Here is a 20,844-nt window from a genome sequence, read left to right as displayed (position 1 = left end):
GTTTACGAGAAGATAATGGCCCAGACGCAGAGGATTGCGAGCGAGACCAGGAGAGCGAGCAGATAGGGAATCACCGCCCGAAAGAGCTCCGAGGCGGGAACGCGCGTGACGCCGCTGACGACGAAGATCAGCATGCCAAGCGGCGGCGTCAGTCCGTGGATCATCAGGTTGACGACGATGATCACCCCGAACTGAATGGGATCGATGCCGGCGGCAACCGCTGCCGGCAGCAGGATCGGACCGAAGAGCAGGATCGCGGCGCCGATGTCGAGAATCAGGCCAGCGACCAGCAGGATGACGTTCGACAGCAGGATGACCGCTAGCGCGCTTCCGCCGAGCGCCGTCGTCAGATGCGAGATCAGCCCCGACACGTCGTCGACCGCCAGCAGGAAGGCAAAGGGGCCGGCTGTGCCGATGAGGAGACCGATCGCCGCCGCTTCAACGGCCGCCTGGCGAAAGGCGGCATAGAGCGAGAGAATGCCGAGCCGCGCACCGATGCCGAGCAGCAACGTGTAGAAAGCAGCAACAGCGGCGGCTTCGGTGGTGGTGACGATACCGATGCGGATGCCAACGACAACGATGACGCCGAGCCCGAAAGCCGGAATCGCCTGGACCGCCGATTGCCAGCGCTGTTTCGCATTTGCGCGCGGCAAAGGCACCCGCTCACGCACGGTCAGATGGATAGCGACCGCCAGGCATATGGCCATCAGGCCGCCGGCAAAGAAGCCGCCGACGAGCAGCGAGCCGACCGAAAGATTGGTGGCCGTCGCAAGAATGAGAAAGGCGATCGACGGCGGGATGACATTGTCGAGAACCGATGTCGAGGCAATGATCGCCGCTGCCTGCGCCTTGGGATAGCCGTGCTTGACCAGCTCGGGCTGGAAGGTCGATGCGCCGAAAGCGGCATTTGCAACCGACGAGCCGGAGGCGCCGGAAAAGAGAACGCTGGTCAAAAGTGTCGTCTGCGCCAGTCCGGCCCGGCGATGGCCGACCATGGCGGCGGCGAAGCGCACGAGCTGGTTGGCGACTCCGGAGGCCGTCAGCAGGCCGCCGGCGAGCAGGAAGAAGGGAATGGCAAGCAGCAGGAATTTCGAGATGCCGGTGACGGTCGCGGAAACGATCGCCGGCTCCGGCAGGCTGCTGCCGAAGGCGATGACGACATAGGCTGCGGCAAGAAAGGCGTGCGGCAGCGGCGCAGCAAGCACGAGGCCGACCGCGGCGATCAGTCCGAGAAAAATGCTCGGCGGCCAGTCGAGATCGAGCGCGACATGCGGAATGCCGGCATAGAGCGCGACGCCGACGGCAAGCGAGAGCAAAACCGCCAGGATCTTGCCTTCCGCGATGCGCTGCAGAAGCAGCACGACGAGGATCAGCGCGCCGCCGACGCCGAGGAAACCGAAGCGGATCCATTCCGGTACGCCGAGCGTCGGCGAGACGCCGCCAAGCATCGTCATGATCTCGCTGCCGCCGAAGCTCAGGATCAGCGCCGAAAGCACGGTGAACACATCGGCGCCGATCGGCGTGACCTTCTGCAGGCTCTCCGGCAGCATCTTGACGAAGACGTCGAGGCGCATGGCAAGCGCGCTGTTGAGGCTAAGCGGCGCGCCGAGCGCGATCAGGCCCACCTGCAGCCAGATGCCGAGATCCTCGGCGCCGATGAAGCCGGCGCTGAAGAAATAACGCAGGCAGACGGTGACCAGCACCATGAAGAGCAGCACCGCGAGAACGAGTGCCGCCGCAATGCCGAGAACCGCTTCGACCAGCCTCAGCGCGCGCGCCGCGATGCGGTCATCCGGAGTAGTCTGTTCAATCGGATGAACTTCGCCGGTAGCCACTCAACTTACCTTCCGCCCTGAGGATCAGGCGTCCTGACAATCAAAAGATCACGATCGACGAGTATCGACCGGGTGTCATTGCGAGCCTTCGAGACTCCCTGCCGAGACCAAACCGCGGCTGCACCTTTTCGCTGAAACAAAAGACTTCCTCAAGCAGCCGCATGCAGGAAAAGACAAAAGATCGACGTCAGCCATTGATCGGACTAGAATGCAGGCGGGACTACAACTGCGCCTAAAAGCGGCAGTTTGATTATTTTTTGTGCGCAGGCATTTATGCACACTTTTAAGGCGGGCGCGCTTGCCAAAATTGCTGCAGTGCGTCATGAATAGAACAATGACGCATCTCGATCTGACAATTCTGGTGATCGACGAAAATGCCATACGCGCCTCCATCATCGAAGAAGGACTGCGCGAGGCAGGGCATGTGCGCGTCACCGTGGTCCACGAGGTCAACGGCATCGCGCGAATCATCGAAACGCTGATGCCAGACGTGATCATCATCGATATCGAGAATCCCAACCGCGACATGATGGAGCATCTGTTCCAGCTGACGCGCACGGTCAGCCGCCCGATCGCCATGTTCGTCGATCGCTCCGACACAGCCTCGATCGAGGCAGCTGTCGATGCCGGCGTCTCGGCCTATATCGTCGACGGATTGAAGAAGGAACGCGTCAAACCGATCCTCGACATGGCCGTCAGCCGCTTCAATGCCTTCAACCGGCTACGGCGGGAGCTTGCCGATGCCCGCTCCGCGCTCGAGGAACGCAAGCTCATCGAGCGCGCCAAGGGCATATTGATGAAGATGCGCGGCCTGTCGGAGGAAGAGGCTTTCGCCCTGCTGCGCCAGACAGCGATGAACGAAAAGAAGAAGATGTCGGAAATCGCCCAGAGCGTCGTCACCGCCGCGGGGCTGTTGATGTAATGGCCGACCTGATGAATTTCCGGAGGAAACCGGAGTGGATATGATGACAACGACCTCCAACTCCGGCGGCGACATGCCCTCGCCCGTGCGGGTGAACAACGAAGGGCCGAAAGTACTGCGGGTCGGTTTCATTCCGCTCGTCGATGCATCGGTGCTGATTGCGGCGGCGGAATTCGGCTTCGCGCGGAAGGAAGGCCTGACGCTCGATCTCGTCAAGGACGTCTCCTGGGCGAATGTGCGCGACCGCCTGGCATTCCGCCAGTTCGACATTGCCCACATGCTGTCGCCGATGCCGGTGGCCTCTATGCTCGGTCTCGGCTCCAATCCCTCGCCGACGATCACGCCGTTTTCGCTGGGGCGCGGCGGCAATGCGATTACGCTGTCGACGCGGCTCTTCGACAGGATGCGCGATGACGCGGAATTGCAGGAAACGGCAAGCGCGCTGGACAATGCCCGCGCCCTGGCAAAAACATTGGCGGCAATGAGGGCGCGCGGCGAGCCGCTGCCGACTTTCGGGGTCACCTATCCCTTCTCCTCGCACAATTACGAATTCCGCTACTGGCTGGCAGCCGGCGGCATCGATCCCGACAAGGACGTCAAGCTCGTGGTCGTCCCGCCGCCCATGACTTCGGATGCACTGGCAGCCGGTGCGATCGACGGTTTCTGCGTCGGCGCGCCGTGGAACATGGTCGCTTCGGAGCGCGGCGTCGGCCGCATCGTCGCCGCCAAGCAGGACATCTGGCCGTCGGCGCCGGAAAAGGTAATCGGCATGCGGCCGGATTGGGCGGAAAGCCATCCGGAAACCGTTTCCAGGCTGATCGTGGCGCTCGACGCGGCAGCCCGCTGGTGCGACCGGCCGGAAAATCATGACGCGCTGGCGGCAGCTCTTGCCGACCCGCGCTATATCGCTGCCCCCGTCGAGATCATTCGGCGTGTACTCGCCGGCGAATTCAGCCTCGACGCAAAAGGTAACCGCCGCATCATCACCGATTATTTCATGTTCCATTCCGGCTTCGCCAATTATCCCCGACCAAGCCATGCGCTGTGGATTTACAGCCAGATGATCCGCTGGGGACAGGCCGAGGTCAGCCTTAACATGGCCAGGGCCGCAGCATCCGCCTACCGCCCGGATCTCTATCGCACGGCTCTCGGCGACGGCAACGCACCGCAAGATGCCGATATCCGCATCGAAGGCAGTGACGAGGGCGACCGTTTCATGGACGGCCACGTCTTCGACCCCGCGAGGCTGCCGGACTATGTCGCAGGTTTTGCCGTCAAAAGCGCCCTCCCCTTCGATTGTAGCGACGAGGTATAACCGATGCCGGCCTGCACAAAACGCCAGCACGCATCTGCCCGCCTCACGACAAGCGCACAAAATATTTGCATGATTGGGTGGCGGCCTGAAAAACAAGCAGCCGACACATTTCAGAAAACGTCATTTATATTCAGCAACTTGCATGAGGGACACCAAACTGGCACGCAGTTTGCATTGCCTCTATTGCACCGGTCAATGGCGATCAGCGCAGAATGAGCGTGCGATAGACGCTCACGGAAGACACAGAGATTACTCTTCAGATGAAGAGGTAGGTTTTAGCCTGAGCAATCTGGCGTAAGGATTGCGTCCAGGCAAATGGGCCAGAAGGCCACATATTCGGCGTCCAACGGCGGGCGCCACCAGCAAAGCCGCTGATCAGGATATTTCGCGCACCTCGTGTATGCGCGTCCTGACCAGCGGCTTTTTGTTTTAACCCTCAGCGATGGATCGGCACGACCTTGTCGGGCCCCGGAGAAGTTATGTCTGTCATCGAGAAAGCACAACCCATGTCGGCCGGCGAACCAGCCAAGGCATTGTGGATCTCCACTGTAGCCTTCACCCTCTGTTTTGCCGTGTGGACGATCTTCGCGATCATCGGCATTCGCATCAAGCAGGATCTCGGGCTGAACGAGGCCGAGTTCGGGTTGCTGGTCGGCACCCCCGTCCTTACCGGTTCGCTCGTGCGCATCGTTCTTGGCATCTGGACCGGGCGCTACGGCGGCCGTCTCGTTTACACGCTCACCATGCTGGCCGCCGCATTGGCGACCTTCCTGCTCTCCTACGCCCAGACCTATACGCAAATGTTGATCGCCGGGCTCGGCGTCGGCCTCGCCGGCGGCTCCTTTGCGGTCGGTGTCGCCTATGTCTCGCCTTTCTTCCCCGCGGAAAAGCAGGGAACCGCGCTCGGCATCTTCGGTGCCGGCAATGTCGGCGCGGCTGTGACCAAATTCGCCGCCCCCTTCGTGTTGCTCGCATGGGGCTGGCAGGCGGTTGCCGAGATCTGGGCCGTCTGTCTGGCACTGATGGCAATCGTCTTCTGGTTCACCACGACCGATGATCCGGCCTACCGTCTCCGCCGCGAACGCCGCGCCGCCAGCAAGAGTTTTGCCGAGGAATTCGCGCCGCTGCAGAACGTTCAGGTCTGGCGCTTTTCGCTCTACTATTTCTTCGCCTTCGGAGGCTTCGTCGCCCTATCGCTGTGGCTGCCGCGCTACCTGGTCGGCGTCTATGGCTTCAACCTGGAAACTGCCGGCATGATCGCGGCCGCCTACTCCATCCCGGGCAGCATCTTCCGCGCCTTCGGCGGCGTACTGTCGGACAAGAAAGGCGCCCGCAGCGTGATGTACACGATGCTTGCCGTGTCGGCCGTCGCCACCCTCATTCTTTCGCTGCCGGCTGCCTCTGGGACCGGGACGGGTCCCGCGTTCGGCATCACCCCCGTCATCTTCATCGTCGTCATCTTCGTGCTCGGATTCTTCATGAGCCTCGGCAAGGCTGCCGTCTACAAGCACATTCCGGCCTACTACTCCGAAAACGTCGGCGCCGTCGGCGGCATCGTCGGGATGATGGGCGGCCTTGGCGGCTTCATCCTTCCGATCGCCTTTGGCCTCCTCAAGGACATGACCGGCCTTTGGTCCAGCTGTTTCCTGCTGCTCTTTGCAATCGTTGTGATCTCTCTCATCTGGATGCACCTGTCCGTCAAGCAACTGTCGCGCCAAGGGCACTCGGCGCCCGTGGCTGCAACCTGATCCAAGGACCTGGAAATATGACCGAAAAACTTGTCATCATCGGCAATGGCATGGCGCCCGGGCGCATGCTGGAGCACCTCTTCGAGCAGGCGCCGGGTCGCTATGAAGTTACGATCTTCAATGCCGAGCCGCGCGTCAATTACGACCGCATCATGCTGTCGCCGGTTCTCTCAGGAGAAAAGGACTACGAGCAGATCATCATTCACGGCGACGGCTGGTACATCAAGCATGGCATCATGCTCTACAAGGGCCACAAGATCGTCAACATCGATCGCGCCGCAAAGACCGTGACCTCCGACCACGGCGTCACCGAAAGCTACGACAAGCTGGTGATCGCAACCGGTTCCGTGCCCTTCATCATTCCTGTTCCCGGCAAGGATCTGCCCGGCGTCATCACCTACCGCGATCTCGACGACGTGCAAGCGATGCTGCTTGCCGCTCAGTCGCGCGAAAAGGCTGTCGTCATCGGCGGCGGCCTGCTTGGCCTCGAAGCAGCGGCCGGCCTTGCCCAGCGCGGCATGGACGTCACCGTGCTGCATGTCATGCCGACACTGATGGAGCGCCAGCTCGACCCCGCCGCCGGCTATCTGCTGCAGAAGGCCGTCGAGGAGCGCGGCATCAAGGTCATCTGCAAGGCCAATACCAAGGCGATCGTCGGGAATGGCAAGGTCGAAGGCATCGAACTTGACGACGGCCGCATCATCCCGGCAACGCTGGTCGTGATGGCCGTCGGCATTCGCCCCAGCGTCGGTCTGGCGAAAGACGCCGGCCTTGCCGTCAACCGCGGCATCGTCGTCGATTCCGGCATGCAGACCTCGGATGGCGATATTCTTGCACTCGGCGAGTGCGCCGAAGTCGGCGGCATGGTCTATGGCCTCGTTGCGCCGCTCTATGAAATGGCCCGTATCGCCGCCTCGCATCTCTCCGGCGATCGCTCGCCTGCCTTCGTTCATGCGGATACGCCGACCAAGCTCAAGGTCACCGGCATCGAGCTTTATTCACTCGGCGATTTCGCCGACGGCGACGACCGCGAGGAGATCGTGCTGCGCGATGCCAGCGCCGGCGTCTACAAGCGCTTGGTGCTGAAAGACAACAAGATCATCGGCACCGTGCTTTACGGCGAGACCGCCGACGGCGCCTGGTTCAATGACCTGAAAAAGAAGGCAACCGATATTTCGGAGATGCGCGAGACGCTGATCTTCGGACAGGCCTATCAGGGAGGGTCGCCGCTGGACCCTATGGCGGCCGTTGCAGCCTTGCCGGATGACGCGGAGATCTGTGGCTGCAACGGCGTATGCAAGGGCAAAATTACCTCGACGATATCAGGCAAGGGGCTAACGTCGCTCGACGACGTGCGCGCCCACACGAAGGCGTCCGCCTCGTGCGGCTCCTGCACCGGCCTCGTCGAACAACTCATGGCGCTGACGCTCGGCGACAGCTACAATCCGGCTGCGGTCCAGCCGATGTGCACCTGCACCGAACTCGGCCATGACGATGTTCGCCGGCTGATCAAAGCCAAGGGGCTGAAGAGCATTCCTGCCGTCATGCAGGAGCTCGAATGGAAGACCTCCTGCGGCTGCGCCAAATGTCGGCCGGCGCTCAACTATTACCTCGTTTGCGACTGGCCGGATGAATATGCCGATGACTACCAGTCGCGGTTCATCAATGAGCGCGTGCACGCCAACATCCAGAAGGACGGCACCTACTCCGTCGTTCCGCGCATGTGGGGCGGCGTCACCAATTCGAACGAGCTGCGCGCCATCGCCGATGTCGTCGACAAGTTCGAGATCCCAATGGTGAAGGTCACCGGCGGCCAGCGCATCGACCTGCTCGGCATCGAAAAGGAAGACCTACCCGCCGTCTGGGCCGACCTCGGCAAAGCCGGCTTCGTCTCCGGCCAGGCCTATGCCAAGGGTCTGCGCACCGTGAAGACCTGTGTCGGCTCGGACTGGTGTCGCTTCGGCACGCAGGATTCCACCGGCCTCGGTATCCGGATCGAAAGGTTCATGTGGGGCTCCTGGACGCCGGCCAAGCTGAAAATGGCCGTCTCCGGCTGCCCGCGCAACTGCGCGGAAGCAACCTGCAAGGACATCGGCGTGATCTGCGTGGATTCCGGCTTCGAGATCCATTTCGCCGGTGCGGCCGGCCTCGACATCAAGGGCACGGAGGTCCTTGGGCTTGTCCGAACCGAGGACGAGGCACTGGAGCATATCGTGGCCCTGACGCAGATGTATCGCGAGCAGGCCCGTTATCTCGAGCGCATCTACAAATGGGCAAAGCGCATCGGCCTGGAGGAAATTCGCCGCCAGATCATGGGCGATGCCGAAAAGCGCAAAGCCTATTACGACCGCTTCGTCTTCTCCCAGAAATTTGCCCAGGTCGATCCCTGGTCGGAGCGTGTTTCCGGTAAGGACAAGCATGAGTTCAAGCCGATGGCGACAATCGGCTATCCCCAGGCTGCAGAATAAGGAGATGGACATGAACTGGCCCAATGAAAACTGGCATCCAATCGGTGACATCTCCGACATCCCGCTGCGCGGGGCGCGCTGCGTGAAGACGCCGCAGGGCAAGATCGCCGTCTTCCGCACGGCCGAAAACGAGGTCTTCGCCATCGAGGATCATTGCCCGCACAAGGGCGGCCCGCTCTCCCAGGGCATCGTCCATGCCAAGTCAGTTACCTGCCCGCTGCACAACTGGGTGATCTCACTGGAAACCGGCAAAGCGCTCGGCGCCGACGAAGGCGAAGTCCGGACGATACCGGTGCTGAACGAAGACGGCAGGCTGTTCATCGCCGTGGAAAGCCTGATGATGGCGGCGGAATAGATGGCGGTTGAGGTCAAGACCACCTGTCCCTATTGCGGTGTCGGCTGCGGCGTTCTCGCCTCGGTCGACGAGGCAGGCGCAGTCAGCGTCAAAGGAGATCCGGAGCATCCGTCGAATTTCGGCCGACTCTGCTCGAAGGGTTCAGCCCTTGCCGAAACCATCGATCTCGACGGCCGGCTTCTCCATCCCGAAATCGAAGGCGAACGGAGCGGCTGGGACGAGGCGCTTGATCTGGTCGCCCGCCGTTTTTCTGAAACGATCGCCGAACACGGGCCTGACGCCGTTGCCTTCTACGTCTCCGGCCAGTTGCTGACCGAGGATTACTATGTCGCCAACAAGCTGATGAAGGGCTACATCGGCTCCGGCAATATCGACACCAATTCAAGGCTCTGCATGTCGTCTTCCGTGGCGGGGCATCGCCGCGCCTTTGGCGCCGATACGGTGCCCGGGACCTATGAGGATGTCGAACTTGCGGATCTGGTGGTCCTGACCGGCTCCAATCTCGCCTGGTGTCATCCCGTCATCTATCAGCGGCTTGCCGCCGCAAAGACAGCGCGCCCAAACATGCGGATCGTCGTCATCGATCCGCGCCGGACGATGACCTGCGACATCGCCGACCTGCACCTCGCCATCCGTCCTGATGGCGACGTCGCGCTGTTCATGGGACTGCTTGCCCATCTCGCGACCAGTCCGGCAATCGACCAGAATTATATCGGCGCCCACACCGAAGGTTTCGGCGACGCTTTTGCGGCCGCCGCCGCGCTTGATATCAACGATCTTCTGGAACGGACCGGCCTGCCGGCCATGCAGATCAGGGAGTTCTTCCGCCTGTTCGAGACGACGCCGAAGGTCGTGACCTGCTACAGCCAGGGCGTCAACCAATCCTCCTCCGGCACAGACAAGGTCAATGCCATCCTCAACTGCCACCTGGCGACCGGCCGCATCGGCCGCCCCGGCATGGGACCGTTTTCGCTGACCGGCCAGCCGAACGCCATGGGCGGGCGCGAGGTCGGCGGTCTTGCCAATATGCTTGCCGCCCATATGGCGATCGAGAATGCCGAAGACCGGGATCGCGTGCAGCGCTTCTGGAACTCGCCCGTCATCGCCGCGAAGCCCGGCCTGAAGGCGGTCGACATGTTCCAAGCCGTGGCCGACGGACGCATCAAGGCGCTCTGGATCATGGCGACCAATCCCGTCGTCTCGATGCCGGATGCCGACAGCGTCGAAAGCGCGATCGCCACCTGTCCCTTCGTCGTCGTCTCCGACATCCTGAAAGAGACGGATACGACCCGGCACGCAGATGTGCGTCTGCCCTCACTCGGCTGGGGCGAGAAGGACGGCACCGTCACCAATTCCGAACGGCGCATTTCAAGGCAACGACCGTTTCTCGACATCCCCGGCGATGCAAGGGCCGACTGGTGGCAGCTTGCGGAAGTCGGACGCCGCATGGGATTTGCCGAGGCCTTCGATTTTGATGCGCCGGCCGCAATCTTCGACGAACACGCCGCGCTTTCCGCCTTCGAAAATAACGGCAACCGCGATTTCGACATCGGCGCGCGCGCCGGCATGAGCGGCGGCGCCTATGACGAACTGTCGCCCTTTCAGTGGCCACAGGCGGCAGGGACAGAACCAAGCATCACCCGCTTCTTCGCCGAAGGTGGTTTCTTCCACCCCGATCGCAAGGCGCGCTTCGTCGCGGTCAAACCGCCCGCAACGGATCGCACCAATGCCGAGTACCCCTTTACGCTGAATACCGGGCGCATCCGCGACCAGTGGCACACGATGACGCGAACCGGAAAGAGCGCGCGGCTTTCCGCCCATATCGCCGAACCCTTTGCCGAGATCCATCCGCGCGACGCGATCGAGACCGGTATATCAAGTGCGGGCCTCGTCGAAATCGACAGCCCGCACGGCAAGGTAATCGTCAGGGCGCTGGTCACCGATCGCCAGGCCCGTGGCGGCATCTTTGCGCCGATGCACTGGAACGACCAGTTCGCCGCAAGAGCACGGATCGACGCCGTGGTCGCGCCGGTAACGGACCCCATTTCCGGTCAACCGGCGTCGAAGAACGTTGCTGTCGCCGTCCGGCCGTTTCGCGCCACCCACTACGGTTTCGCCGTCTCCGCCACAAAACCTGCCACACCTGACGCCGCCTACTGGGCGCTGGCAAAAGCCGCCGGCGGCTGGCGGCTGGAGCTTGCCTTCGGCGAAAACGTCGAAGACTGGACGGCCTGGTGCCGCGCGGTTTTCGCCATTCCGGCCGAGATCGAACCGCTTGGTTATGCCGACCGGCAATCCGGCGACCTCAGGCTCGCCTTCTTCGATGGCGAGGTCCTGCTTGCGGCGCTATTTCTGGCACGCCAGCCCGTCGCCGTCGCGCGCAACTGGGCGATCTCGCAGCTCTCCGCCTCGCATGGCGACCTCAGGAAGCGCTTTGCGCTCGTTGCGGGTCGCCCCGGCGCAGGCAGGCCGGATCCAGGCGCCACCGTCTGCTCCTGCTTCAGTGTCGGGGTCAACCAGATCGCTGCTGCCGTGCGCGGCGGATGTCACAGCGTCGAGGCGGTCGGCAAGGAAACCAGCGCTGGAACCAATTGCGGCTCCTGCCGCAGCGAAATCGGCAGCATCATCGATCGCTGTCTTGCCGCAGCCGCGGAGTGAACCGCGCAAAAGCAAGCAGGACGCGATCGGGGCACCTTCAGGCCGCGTTCGGGACGATCAGCATCCTGTGATCGGAGGAGATGCGGACCGAGATCTCGTCATAGGATGAGAGGGTCGGGTGCGGCGTCTCCATTTTTTGGTGATGTGTTGCCGTGATGATCATGACATCGGCACCTGCCGCCTCGCCGGCGGTGATGCCGGCTGCGACATCCTCGAACACCAGGCAATCCTGCGTGCTGACGCCGAGGCGTTCGGCGCCGAGAATATAACATTGCGGGTCGGGTTTTCCGACCTTCACGTCCTCCGCCGTTACCATGAATCTCGGCACCGGCAGGCCTGCCGCCTCCAGCCGCCGGCGAGCAAGGCGCAACGGCGAGGAGGTGACGATCGCCCAGCGATCCGGGGGCAGCGAGCTCAGGAACGTCGCGGCGCCGGGAATGGCCACGACGTCGCTGACATCGGCGATTTCGGCCTCGGTCACCAGCTTCGATTCATGTTCGGGATCAACTCCCGGCAGGTTCAGCCGGGCGATCGTGTCAATGCCGCGCGATCCATGCATCTTCGGCAAAAAGGTGGCGACGTCGAGCCCATGACGCCTTGCCCAGTCGCTCCAAACGCGCTCGGCTGCAAGGATCGAATTGAGGATAGTGCCGTCCATATCGAACAGGAAGGCGGCATAGGGCTTCTCGAAGCCGCGGGGCATCGGCATAGACAAAAGGCTGAATCCTTCAGGGAAAGGGTCGGGCGGTGGTCGCTATCGCGATCAGACGGCAAATCATTGGGTTTTGCAAGCTTTCGGGAATGGCGATGACGCCTCCCGATCGCCTTTGCCTAGAAAGCCGCAGTACCGGAGGTGACGATCAAGTCGCAGGAAAGCCGGAGGCCGATCGGGTCGTTGCACAGGTCATCAGCACCATCGGCGAGTTCCAGTGCGGCCGAAGCATCGGAGCGCACGTAGGCCTGCGTAGCCGGATCGACGTGCATCGGAGCCGCGGTCCAGAGCGAGGGACGGCTGACGTCGAGCGCTGAAATTTTAGCCTTGTCATTCCTGACGGCGTAGGAGGAGACCACAATGCCACTCATCGTCAAGGTGAGTGCAAGTACGATCTGGAAACCGAGATCTGCGGCTTCGCGAAAGGAGATGAACATAGCGGCCTCATGCCACGGTTTTTTAGTATCTCCGCATGCAAGTAAGACATGCGCTGGCGCCGATCCAGCGACATCGCCCGTTAAGGTTTACGCATAACCATGCTGGTATGCCGCGAGGCTTGAATGCAGTTTTTTTCGGAACAATGATTCCATCAGGCAGTTACCCCTGGGTCATCCAAGATGAAAATCCAAGGAGGATATCCCATGTCTAAGTCCCTTATCGCCGCTTCGCTGCTTGCGATCGGCATGGCGTCGTCAGCCTTTGCCCAGTCGAACCCCGATCCAATCGGGCCGACGAATGGCGGCTCGACCGATCCGAGATCGGGTACCTATTCATCCGACTACACCAACGATGACAACGGCTTTCGTCCGGTACCTGTCTCGCCGGTCGATCCAACGACGACACAGAGCATTGGACGACCGCAGACGATGGAATGCCCCGGCATGCCGCAACAGATGTCCGGTGTCGACACGCGCGGCGGCCAGAGCGGCGCATCGATCAGCGAAGCCTGCCGCGAATACGACAACTAAGCGACAGACTGCTGCTCTCAGAAAAGGCCGGTTCACGCCGGCCTTTTTCATGTCGCCGACACCCGCCGGAGGAAACGAGGCCGGCCTCCGTGCCCGCAATGTCGATATGCGCCAGGTCGTATTCTCGCGCCGATCATTCCGCCGCATGCGGTGTCACCGGATGGCGACCCGCCAATGGCGGCCGCTCCCGCCAGCCGGTCACGCGGTTCACCAGCGTGAAATAAGCGCCATAGGGGAGCAGGCGCGCCAGCTTGAGCATGGTGGTGAAGCGCTTCGGAAACGTGATCTCGAAGGCCTGAGATTTCAACCCGGCGGCAATCTCCCGGGCGGCCTCCTCTACCGATATCAGAGCCGGCATCGGAAATGCATTCTTCCGCGTCGCCGGCGTGTCGACGAAGCCCGGACTGACGAGCTGGATGCGGATGCCCATCTTGTCGAGATCGAATTTCAGGCTTTCGGCCATATTGATCAGCGCCGCCTTGGTCGCGCCATAGGCGGCCCCCGTCGGCAAGCCGCCATAGCCGGTGACGGAGGAAACGATGGCGATCTGTCCCTGCCCTTTCGCCTTCATATGGCGGATCGCCGGCAGCAGGCAGTTGACGACGCCGGAGAGGTTGACGGCAAAGCTCTTCTCGAAATCGGCGCGGTTCAGATCCTCGGCATGAACAGGCAGGTAGACGTCGGCATTGAGGATCGCCATGGCGAGCGTGCCGTGCTCGTATTCGATCGAGGCCATGACATGTTCCATGTCCTCGGCATCGGTGACGTCGCCGTCGAGCACAATGATACTGCCCGAAAGGCCATTGGCCTCGGCTTGCAGTTCGACCAGCTTTTCGTGGCTTCTGGCGGTGACGGCGACTTTGTATCCTTCGCCGGCGAGCTTTAACGCAAGCGCCCTGCCGATGCCTGAACTTGCGCCCGAAAGCCAGACGATTCCATGTTCGGGATGGGCAATGAAATCACGCATGACATGTTCCTCCGGGCTGCCTGATCAATGCGAAAACAGGTCCGGAAGTTCCTCAACCCCTCCGGATTTACGGCTCTATCACATCATTGTGGCTGCTTTCAGCCGATCAGGTCGCCGATCATCTGACGAAAGGATCCGGTGAGCTTGACCGGTCCGTCCGAGACCGCAAAGGCGATGCACGGCCTGTCCTTTTCGGCAATCGGCCGGTGGTCGACCATCTCGTCGGCGATGGAGATGTCGCCGGGACCGAAATGGCCGCGTTCATCGTTGAAGGCGCCGTCGAGAATGAGGATCAGTTCCATGCCTTTATGGGTGTGCGCCGGCAAGGCGCGGCCAGGCCGGATCCACATCAGGCTGACCTCGCAGCCGTCCATGTAGAGCGAATATTCCTTAAAACCGGGCAACCGCCGGCGCCAGGGCACATCCTCGGCCTCGAAACCCAAGAGGGCGCGCAACGCTTGCGGAAACAGCGCGTTTTCCGGTCGCGCGGCCGTCCGTGGCGCCGGGATGGAAGACGCAGAGGAAAAGATCGCCGCAAGCCGCCCGTCGCGATCGGCAATGGCGGCTTCGGGCGCGTTTTCCAGAGCTTCGCCTGTCAGCAGCTCGAGGCTGTTCACCAGGCTGCGATTGTCCGGTTTCATTTCGAGATGAGCCTGGACCAGCACACGCGCCGGCTCGGGCAAGGAGCCGGCAACATAATGCGCCATCAATGCATCAATCGTGTCGATTTGCTCGTGAACCATGTCGGTTTCGGTCACGCCCTATTGCCGCGCTCCGTTTTCGCTTTGTCGTCATCCGTACGGGGAAAGTCAATCTTCGGATCACCCCTCACACGACGGGATTGCGGGCTGTGCGTCATTTCGGGGGAGGAAAGCAAATTTTATCGTGTCCGCCAGAGGCGTGGAATAGCATTTCTTGCCAACTCAGCCTTGTGAAGGGAAAAGACCGTTCCTAAAGTAAGAGTTCGAATAGAGGCAGATTCCATGACCTTCCACCCTTCCGTCCTCGAAGCCATCGGCAACACGCCCCTGATCAAACTCAAGGGCGCCTCAGAGATGACCGGCTGCACCATTCTCGGCAAGGCGGAGTTCCTGAACCCCGGCCAGTCGGTAAAGGATCGCGCCGCGCTCTACATCATTCGGGACGCAGAGCGGAAGGGATTGCTTCGCCCGGGCGGCGTCATCGTCGAGGGTACGGCCGGCAATACCGGCATCGGGCTGACGCTGGTCGCCAAGGCGCTCGGTTATCGCACCGTCATCGTCATCCCGGAAACGCAGAGCCAGGAAAAGAAAGACGCCCTGAAGCTGCTCGGCGCCGAACTCGTCGAGGTGCCCGCCGTTCCCTACAAGAACCCGAACAACTACGTGAAGGTATCCGGGCGGTTGGCAGAGCAGCTGGCGAAGACCGAGCCGAACGGGGCGATCTGGGCAAACCAGTTCGACAACGTCGCCAACCGTCAGGCGCATGTCGAAACGACCGCCAAGGAAATCTGGAAAGACACCGACGGCAAGGTCGACGGCTTCATCTGCTCCGTCGGCTCCGGCGGCACGCTGGCAGGAGTGGCTGCCGGCCTCAAGGCTTTCAAGGCAGACGTCAAAATCGGCATCGCCGATCCCGACGGCGCCGCACTCTACGAATTCTATCAGAACGGCGCGCTGAAATCCGAGGGATCCTCGATCACCGAGGGCATCGGCCAGGGTCGCATCACCGCCAATCTCGAGGGTTTCACGCCTGACTATGCCTACCGGATCCCGGATGCCGAAGCGCTTCCCTATCTCTTCGACCTCGTCGAGAACGAGGGCCTCTGCCTCGGCGGCTCGACAGCGATCAACATTGCCGGTGCGGTCAATCTCGCCCGGGATCTCGGACCTGGTCACACGGTGGTGACGATCCTCTGCGATTACGGCAACCGCTATCAGTCAAAACTCTTTAACCCGGATTTCCTGAGGTCTAAGGGACTGCCCGTTCCGGGCTGGATGGCCAAGTCGCCCGATATCCACGTTCCCTACGAGCCCGTGTGAGACCCCATGCCCGTCAATGCCCTCTACCGCGACGACTTCTATCTCTCGACGTGCGAGGCGATCGTCACCGCCGTTCACGAAGACGGGGGCATCGAACTGGACCAGACCTGCTTCTATGCGACATCGGGCGGCCAACCTGGCGATACCGGCCTGCTCGAACGGGCCGACGGCACCAAGATCGCGCTCGGCCAGACGAAGCATGGTCCAAGCAAAGATGTCATCATCCATGTGCCACTCGAAAACGAGCTGCGGCCCGTGGTCGGCGAGGCGCTGGTGCTGCACGTCGACTGGCCGCGCCGCTACAGGCTGATGCGCATGCACACGGCCTGCCACCTGCTTTCCGTCGTCTGCTCCTATCCGATCACCGGGGCTGCTGTCGGCGAGGAGGAAAGCCGCGTCGACTTCGACATGATCGAGACGATCGACAAGGACGCGGTGACGGCCAAGCTGATGGAACTGGTCGAGCAGAACCATCCGGTCACTCTGCAATGGATCACCGACGAGGAGCTTGTGGCCAATCCCGACATCGTCAAATCGAAGAACGTGCGCCCGCCGATAGGCCTTGGGCGCGTCAGCCTCGTCTGCATCGGCGAGAACTCCTCGATTGACAGCCAACCCTGCGGCGGCACACATGTTTCCGAGACTCAGGAAGTCGGCCAGATCCATATCGCCAAAATCGAGAAGAAGGGCAAAGAGAACCGGCGCTTCCGCATCCGCTTCGGCACGCCCGGCGACGAAGCCTGACCATCAAGGGAGACCATCATGAGTGAGACCAAGAGCCGTTTCGTCGTTTCGGCCGACTGGCTGCAGTCCGAGCTCGGCAAAGCCGACCTGCGCGTGCTGGACGCCTCCTTCTATCTGCCGGCGCAGAAGCGCGATGCCGATGCCGAATATGCGGCCGGCCATATTCCCGGCGCCATCCGCTTCGATCAGGACAAGATCGCCGACCAATCCACATCGCTGCCGCACACGATCCCCTCGCCCGATTATTTCGCCGCCGAAGTCGGCCGGCTCGGCATCAGCGAGAATGATCGGATCGTCGTCTATGACGGTATCGGCCTGTTCGCCTCGCCGCGCGTCTGGTGGCTGTTCCGGGTGATGGGCGCGAAAAACGTCTTCGTGCTCGATGGCGGTCTCGACGGATGGAAGGCCGAGGGCCGTCCGCTGGAAACCGCAGCACCCAATCTTGCATCGGCGACCTTTACGCCGAATTTCGACGAAAGCCGCGTGGTGACGCTCGATAGGATGCGCGATATCGTCTCCAGTGGCGCGATGCAGATCGCCGATGCCCGCAGCGCCGGCCGCTTCGCAGCCGTCGAACCCGAGCCGCGCGCCGGCATGCGTTCCGGCCATATGCCCGGCGCCCGCAGCCTGCCCTCCGGCGTCTTTGCCAGCCAGGGCCGTTTCAAGTCGCTGCCCGAACTCAAGCAGACGATCGAGGATGCCGGCATCGATCTTTCCAAGCCTGTCGTCACCTCCTGCGGCTCGGGAATCACCGCCGCGATCATTACGCTGGCGCTGGAATCGCTCGGCCATCGCGATAACAAGCTTTATGACGGCTCGTGGAGCGAATGGGGCAGCCATGACGATACGCCCATCGTCACCGGTCCGCCGACGCCGGTCAAAGCCTGATCGCCATGGGGAAGACACCCGCTTCGCTGAAAGCTCATATCACCCGGCTCGAAATGACGGCGCCGCCGAAGGCGAGCATGCCGGTGCCCGTCAATATCCAGACGGCGATCATGCGCGCTCCCGAGATCCCATTGCCCTTCTACCGGTATCTCTACCGGCAGGTGGGTGCGCGATGGCAATGGGTGGATCGGTTGCGCATGAGCGACGAGCAGCTTGCCGAGACACTGAACGACAAGCGCAACAATATCAGCGTTCTCTACGTGAACGGCGCGCCCGCCGGCTTCTACGAATATTTCTGCGAAGACGAAGATATGATCGAGCTCAGCCATTTCGGGCTGATCGAACACGCGCTCGGTCTCGGCATCGGCAAATGGTTCCTGCTGCAGGCGCTCTATGCCATCTGGTCGCTCAATCCGAAGCGGGTCACCACCACCACCAACAATCTCGACCATCCGCGCGCGCTGCAGCTCTACCAGATGTACGGCTTCTCCCCCGTCTCGACCGGCACCGGCATCGTCCGGCCTCTCAGCGACAAGGAGCTTCTGGAGATTGCGCGGAAAAGCTGACGGCTTTTTCCCGACGTAAGTGGAGACGACTAACGCTGCGTCAGGCTGTTCGGGCGGCGCGGGTCGTTGCGGCGCTCGAAATCGAGCGTGCGGCCCGACTGTTCCTTCAGTTCCGCCACTTCCCGCCGCAGAGCCCTGAGCTCTTCCAGTATTTCCGCATTCTGTTGCGCCAGCAGCGCGAGATCGACGTCGGCCAAGGGGCTTCTCCTTTCGCCTGCAGCGTTCGGACAGAAGATACTTGGATTTTCGCTCTTCGGCGATCTCATATCGAGAAGCAGGCAAGAATCGGGTGGCTCGCGCGCTCGTCCAGGTGCATTTCATGGCAATACAAAGGAAATCTATCATGACCGCCATTCGTTTTGTTGCCATGCCGACGACCGACGCCGAACACCTCTGGAGCGGCGGTCGCGACGCCTATGACAGGCTGCCCGAGACGATCGTCTCCGATGGTCCCGGTCATCCCTGCCGCCATTGCCTTCAGAATATCGATGCCGGCGAGGAGTTGCTGGTCTTCGCCTACCGGCCCTTCCCGGAGCTGCAGCCCTATGCCGAAACCGGCCCGGTCTTCCTGCACAAGCAGCGTTGCGCACGCTACGGCGCCGAAGAGATCATACCGCCGGTGTTGACGACGAGCCGCGACTTCATCGTCCGCGGCTATAGCGAGAACGACCGCATCGTCTACGGCACCGGCGCGGTGACTGAGATCGGCGATATTCCAGCCTATGGCGAGGAGCTGCTGGCCCGGCCTGATATCGCCTATGTGCATGTGCGCTCTGCACGCAACAACTGTTTCCAGTGCCGGATCGACAAGGAAAAGGCGCCGGCCCTAGCGGAGAACGGCGCCTTCTGACCTATAGCCAGGTACTTACGCTACGTTCAGCACGCTCTCCGGCGCGAAGGCCTCGTAGCCTAGCGCGTCGGCGACCGGCTTGCTGGTGATGCGGCCCCTATGGACGTTGAGGCCGTTCCTCAGATGCTTGTCTTCGGCGATGGCGCGCAGACCGCGATCGGCAAGCGCCAGGCCATGAACCAATGTGGCATTGTTCAGCGCGTGCGCCGAGGTGACCGGTACAGCACCCGGCATGTTGGCGACGCAATAATGCACGACGCCGTCGACTTCGTAAGTCGGATCGGAATGGGTCGTCGCATGCGAGGTCTCGAAGCAGCCGCCCTGGTCGATGGCGACGTCGACGATGACGGAGCCCTTCTTCATGCCGGAAAGCATCTCGCGGGTGACGAGCTTCGGAGCGGCAGCGCCTGGAATCAGCACGGCGCCGATAATGAGATCGGCCGAGAAGACTTCCTCCTCCAGCGCCTGGATGCTGGAATAACGCGTGTGGATGCGGCCTGCGAAGATATCGTCGAGCTGGCGCAGCCGCGGCAGCGACTTGTCGAGGATGCTGACATCGGCTCCGAGGCCGGCGGCCATCCTGGCCGCATGCAAGCCGACGACGCCGCCGCCGATGACCGCGACCTTGGCCGGCAACACGCCGGGTACGCCGCCGAGCAGGACGCCGAGGCCACCATTGGCCTTCTGCAGCGCGGTCGCTCCCGCCTGGATCGACAGGCGTCCGGCGACCTCCGACATCGGCGCCAGCAACGGCAGGCCGCCGCGCTCGTCAGTCACCGTCTCATAGGCGATCGCGGTGACGCCGGAGGCGATGAGACCCTTGGTCTGTTCGGGATCCGGCGCCAAATGCAGATAGGTGTAGAGAAGCTGGCCGTCACGGAGCTGCGCCCATTCGCCAGGCTGCGGCTCCTTCACCTTGACGATCATGTCGCACTTTTCGAAGATATCCTTGGCGGAGGCGGCGATCTTCGCGCCGGCCGCGGCATAGGCAGCATCATCAGCGCCGATACCGACGCCTGCCTTGGTCTCCACCCAGACCTCGTGGCCGTGGGCAACATATTCTCGCACCGAAGCCGGCGTCAGGCCGACGCGATATTCATGATTCTTGATTTCCTTCGGGCAACCGACACGCATGCGCGTTCCTCTCATTTTATCTCCGCGGCCGCGGATTTTTTCAGATGAGGAATCCAACCATCAAGACAGTGAAATGTCCTTGCAAAGACGATTTGCGAAGGCGCGATTTTTCGGCGATTATTGCATTCATCCTATCTTTTTTCGAAGGTTCTTCGAATGGCTGATCTCGACACCATCGATCTTGCGATTCTGCGGGCATTGCAGACCAATGCCCGCATCACCAATGCCGAGCTTGCCGAAAGGATCGGATTGTCACCTTCGGCCTGTTCGCGCCGGCTCGACATCTTGGAAAGAAGCGGCGTCATCGGCGGCTACCATGCGCGGCTTTCACACAAGGCGCTCGACTACAAGATGATCGCCATCGTGCATATCTCGCTCTCCGGCCAGTTCGCCAAGACGCTGGCGGAATTCGAGGCAGCAGTGAAGCTCTGCCCGAACGTGCTCGTCTGTTACCTGATGTCGGGCGAATACGACTATATCTTGCGCGTCGCCGCCCGCGACCTTGAGGACTATGAGCGGATCCACCGCGACTGGCTGTCGGCGCTGCCCCACGTCGTCAAGATCAATTCCAGCTTCGCGCTCAGAGAAATCATCGACAAGCCGAATGTCGGCCTTTGAGGCCTTGCATCTTTGCCGAAAGCCTGCCCAGACTTTCGGCGCGCGCAGGCGTTTCCCCACTACAGCGCCGCGCGT

At 61.8% G+C, this 20,844-nt stretch carries 20 protein-coding genes; 13 read left to right on the top strand and 7 right to left on the bottom strand.

Annotated elements, in window-relative coordinates; translation table 11 throughout:
• Window positions 1-2: 2 nt before the first annotated feature.
• Complete coding sequence (locus tag N2600_RS08855; protein WP_260298628.1) at window positions 3-1,835, bottom strand: TRAP transporter large permease; 1,833 nt, start codon at window positions 1,833-1,835, stop codon at window positions 3-5.
• Between the two features lie 334 nt (window positions 1,836-2,169).
• Here N2600_RS08855 and N2600_RS08850 point away from each other — a divergent pair, with 334 nt between their 5' ends.
• The 6 genes from N2600_RS08850 to N2600_RS08825 all read left to right on the top strand — a co-directional run bounded on the left by N2600_RS08850 (window position 2,170) and on the right by N2600_RS08825 (window position 11,301).
• Window positions 2,170-2,757: an ANTAR domain-containing response regulator gene (locus N2600_RS08850; RefSeq protein WP_032982374.1), complete on the top strand. Its 588-nt coding sequence runs from the start codon at window positions 2,170-2,172 to the stop codon at window positions 2,755-2,757.
• 34 nt (window positions 2,758-2,791) lie between these two features.
• Entirely contained in the window at window positions 2,792-4,072 is a 1,281-nt protein-coding gene (locus N2600_RS08845; protein WP_260298627.1) for a CmpA/NrtA family ABC transporter substrate-binding protein, read from the top strand.
• 479 nt (window positions 4,073-4,551) lie between these two features.
• On the top strand, window positions 4,552-5,820 hold the full coding sequence (locus N2600_RS08840; RefSeq protein ID WP_260298626.1) for an MFS transporter: 1,269 nt from the start codon (window positions 4,552-4,554) through the stop codon (window positions 5,818-5,820).
• A gap of 17 nt (window positions 5,821-5,837) precedes the next feature.
• The gene (gene nirB / locus N2600_RS08835; protein ID WP_170261353.1) at window positions 5,838-8,288 is read left to right on the top strand and encodes a nitrite reductase large subunit NirB; all 2,451 of its coding nucleotides are present in this window, start codon (window positions 5,838-5,840) and stop codon (window positions 8,286-8,288) included.
• A gap of 4 nt (window positions 8,289-8,292) precedes the next feature.
• On the top strand, window positions 8,293-8,643 hold the full coding sequence (gene nirD, locus N2600_RS08830) for a nitrite reductase small subunit NirD (protein ID WP_026154121.1): 351 nt from the start codon (window positions 8,293-8,295) through the stop codon (window positions 8,641-8,643).
• On the top strand, window positions 8,644-11,301 hold the full coding sequence (locus N2600_RS08825; protein ID WP_260298625.1) for a nitrate reductase: 2,658 nt from the start codon (window positions 8,644-8,646) through the stop codon (window positions 11,299-11,301).
• Between the two features lie 37 nt (window positions 11,302-11,338).
• Here N2600_RS08825 and N2600_RS08820 read toward each other — a convergent pair whose 3' ends face one another.
• Together N2600_RS08820 and N2600_RS08815 are read right to left on the bottom strand one after the other, a co-directional pair.
• Entirely contained in the window at window positions 11,339-12,016 is a 678-nt protein-coding gene (locus N2600_RS08820; protein ID WP_260298624.1) for an HAD family hydrolase, read from the bottom strand.
• 116 nt (window positions 12,017-12,132) lie between these two features.
• Window positions 12,133-12,450, bottom strand: coding sequence for a hypothetical protein (locus N2600_RS08815; RefSeq protein WP_260058237.1), 318 nt, complete (start codon window positions 12,448-12,450; stop codon window positions 12,133-12,135).
• A 204-nt stretch (window positions 12,451-12,654) separates the two neighbouring features.
• On the opposite strand from N2600_RS08815, the gene N2600_RS08810 reads away from it, so the two are divergent.
• Window positions 12,655-12,981: a hypothetical protein gene (locus tag N2600_RS08810; RefSeq protein WP_170261348.1), complete on the top strand. Its 327-nt coding sequence runs from the start codon at window positions 12,655-12,657 to the stop codon at window positions 12,979-12,981.
• Window positions 12,982-13,114: 133 nt separating this feature from the next.
• Here N2600_RS08810 and N2600_RS08805 read toward each other — a convergent pair whose 3' ends face one another.
• Entirely contained in the window at window positions 13,115-13,948 is an 834-nt protein-coding gene (locus N2600_RS08805; RefSeq protein WP_260298623.1) for an SDR family NAD(P)-dependent oxidoreductase, read from the bottom strand.
• A 98-nt stretch (window positions 13,949-14,046) separates the two neighbouring features.
• Complete coding sequence (locus tag N2600_RS08800; RefSeq protein WP_260298622.1) at window positions 14,047-14,706, bottom strand: ChrR family anti-sigma-E factor; 660 nt, start codon at window positions 14,704-14,706, stop codon at window positions 14,047-14,049.
• Window positions 14,707-14,931: 225 nt separating this feature from the next.
• Here N2600_RS08800 and N2600_RS08795 point away from each other — a divergent pair, with 225 nt between their 5' ends.
• From N2600_RS08795 to N2600_RS08780, 4 genes are read left to right on the top strand one after another with little or no spacing between them, the layout of a single operon-like run.
• On the top strand, window positions 14,932-15,969 hold the full coding sequence (locus N2600_RS08795) for a cysteine synthase A (RefSeq protein WP_222281114.1): 1,038 nt from the start codon (window positions 14,932-14,934) through the stop codon (window positions 15,967-15,969).
• Window positions 15,970-15,975: 6 nt separating this feature from the next.
• Complete coding sequence (locus N2600_RS08790; protein ID WP_260298621.1) at window positions 15,976-16,713, top strand: alanyl-tRNA editing protein; 738 nt, start codon at window positions 15,976-15,978, stop codon at window positions 16,711-16,713.
• A gap of 18 nt (window positions 16,714-16,731) precedes the next feature.
• Window positions 16,732-17,601: a 3-mercaptopyruvate sulfurtransferase gene (sseA, locus tag N2600_RS08785; RefSeq protein ID WP_260298620.1), complete on the top strand. Its 870-nt coding sequence runs from the start codon at window positions 16,732-16,734 to the stop codon at window positions 17,599-17,601.
• 5 nt (window positions 17,602-17,606) lie between these two features.
• The gene (locus N2600_RS08780; protein WP_017963991.1) at window positions 17,607-18,167 is read left to right on the top strand and encodes a GNAT family N-acetyltransferase; all 561 of its coding nucleotides are present in this window, start codon (window positions 17,607-17,609) and stop codon (window positions 18,165-18,167) included.
• Between the two features lie 29 nt (window positions 18,168-18,196).
• Here the strand turns inward: N2600_RS08780 and N2600_RS08775 are convergent, their stop codons facing one another.
• Window positions 18,197-18,433 (bottom strand): hypothetical protein, encoded by a 237-nt coding sequence (locus tag N2600_RS08775; protein ID WP_222383778.1) that lies wholly within the window; start codon window positions 18,431-18,433, stop codon window positions 18,197-18,199.
• Window positions 18,434-18,510: 77 nt separating this feature from the next.
• Between N2600_RS08775 and N2600_RS08770 the strand changes: the two genes are divergently transcribed.
• Window positions 18,511-19,017, top strand: a complete 507-nt coding sequence (locus N2600_RS08770; RefSeq protein ID WP_260298619.1) for a DUF1203 domain-containing protein — start codon at window positions 18,511-18,513, stop codon at window positions 19,015-19,017.
• A gap of 15 nt (window positions 19,018-19,032) precedes the next feature.
• Here the strand turns inward: N2600_RS08770 and ald are convergent, their stop codons facing one another.
• Window positions 19,033-20,151 carry an alanine dehydrogenase gene (gene ald, locus N2600_RS08765; RefSeq protein WP_222383986.1) on the bottom strand — a complete coding sequence of 373 codons (1,119 nt, stop codon included), beginning with the start codon at window positions 20,149-20,151 and terminating at the stop codon, window positions 19,033-19,035.
• Window positions 20,152-20,307: 156 nt separating this feature from the next.
• Between ald and N2600_RS08760 the strand changes: the two genes are divergently transcribed.
• Window positions 20,308-20,769: an Lrp/AsnC family transcriptional regulator gene (locus tag N2600_RS08760; protein WP_017963987.1), complete on the top strand. Its 462-nt coding sequence runs from the start codon at window positions 20,308-20,310 to the stop codon at window positions 20,767-20,769.
• Window positions 20,770-20,844: the final 75 nt, after the last annotated feature.

The organism is Rhizobium sp. WSM1274 (assembly GCF_025200775.1).
Lineage (GTDB): Bacteria > Pseudomonadota > Alphaproteobacteria > Rhizobiales > Rhizobiaceae > Rhizobium > Rhizobium leguminosarum_I.
Note: the sequence above shows the minus strand (reverse complement) of the source record. Positions and strands in the feature narration are given on the sequence as shown.

Excerpts from the sequence above, each read along its gene's own strand:
- N2600_RS08850 (WP_032982374.1), top strand. The coding sequence starts at position 2,170 with ATGACGCATCTCGATCTGACAATTCTGGTGATCGACGAAAATGCCATA.
- N2600_RS08840 (WP_260298626.1), top strand. The coding sequence starts at position 4,552 with ATGTCTGTCATCGAGAAAGCACAACCCATGTCGGCCGGCGAACCAGCC.
- nirB (WP_170261353.1), top strand. The coding sequence starts at position 5,838 with ATGACCGAAAAACTTGTCATCATCGGCAATGGCATGGCGCCCGGGCGC.
- nirD (WP_026154121.1), top strand. The coding sequence starts at position 8,293 with ATGGACATGAACTGGCCCAATGAAAACTGGCATCCAATCGGTGACATC.
- N2600_RS08825 (WP_260298625.1), top strand. The coding sequence starts at position 8,644 with ATGGCGGTTGAGGTCAAGACCACCTGTCCCTATTGCGGTGTCGGCTGC.
- N2600_RS08815 (WP_260058237.1), bottom strand. The coding sequence starts at position 12,450 with ATGTTCATCTCCTTTCGCGAAGCCGCAGATCTCGGTTTCCAGATCGTA.
- N2600_RS08810 (WP_170261348.1), top strand. The coding sequence starts at position 12,655 with ATGTCTAAGTCCCTTATCGCCGCTTCGCTGCTTGCGATCGGCATGGCG.
- N2600_RS08805 (WP_260298623.1), bottom strand. The coding sequence starts at position 13,948 with ATGCGTGATTTCATTGCCCATCCCGAACATGGAATCGTCTGGCTTTCG.
- N2600_RS08795 (WP_222281114.1), top strand. The coding sequence starts at position 14,932 with ATGACCTTCCACCCTTCCGTCCTCGAAGCCATCGGCAACACGCCCCTG.
- N2600_RS08790 (WP_260298621.1), top strand. The coding sequence starts at position 15,976 with ATGCCCGTCAATGCCCTCTACCGCGACGACTTCTATCTCTCGACGTGC.
- sseA (WP_260298620.1), top strand. The coding sequence starts at position 16,732 with ATGAGTGAGACCAAGAGCCGTTTCGTCGTTTCGGCCGACTGGCTGCAG.
- N2600_RS08780 (WP_017963991.1), top strand. The coding sequence starts at position 17,607 with ATGGGGAAGACACCCGCTTCGCTGAAAGCTCATATCACCCGGCTCGAA.
- N2600_RS08775 (WP_222383778.1), bottom strand. The coding sequence starts at position 18,433 with ATGAGATCGCCGAAGAGCGAAAATCCAAGTATCTTCTGTCCGAACGCT.
- N2600_RS08770 (WP_260298619.1), top strand. The coding sequence starts at position 18,511 with ATGACCGCCATTCGTTTTGTTGCCATGCCGACGACCGACGCCGAACAC.
- ald (WP_222383986.1), bottom strand. The coding sequence starts at position 20,151 with ATGCGTGTCGGTTGCCCGAAGGAAATCAAGAATCATGAATATCGCGTC.
- N2600_RS08760 (WP_017963987.1), top strand. The coding sequence starts at position 20,308 with ATGGCTGATCTCGACACCATCGATCTTGCGATTCTGCGGGCATTGCAG.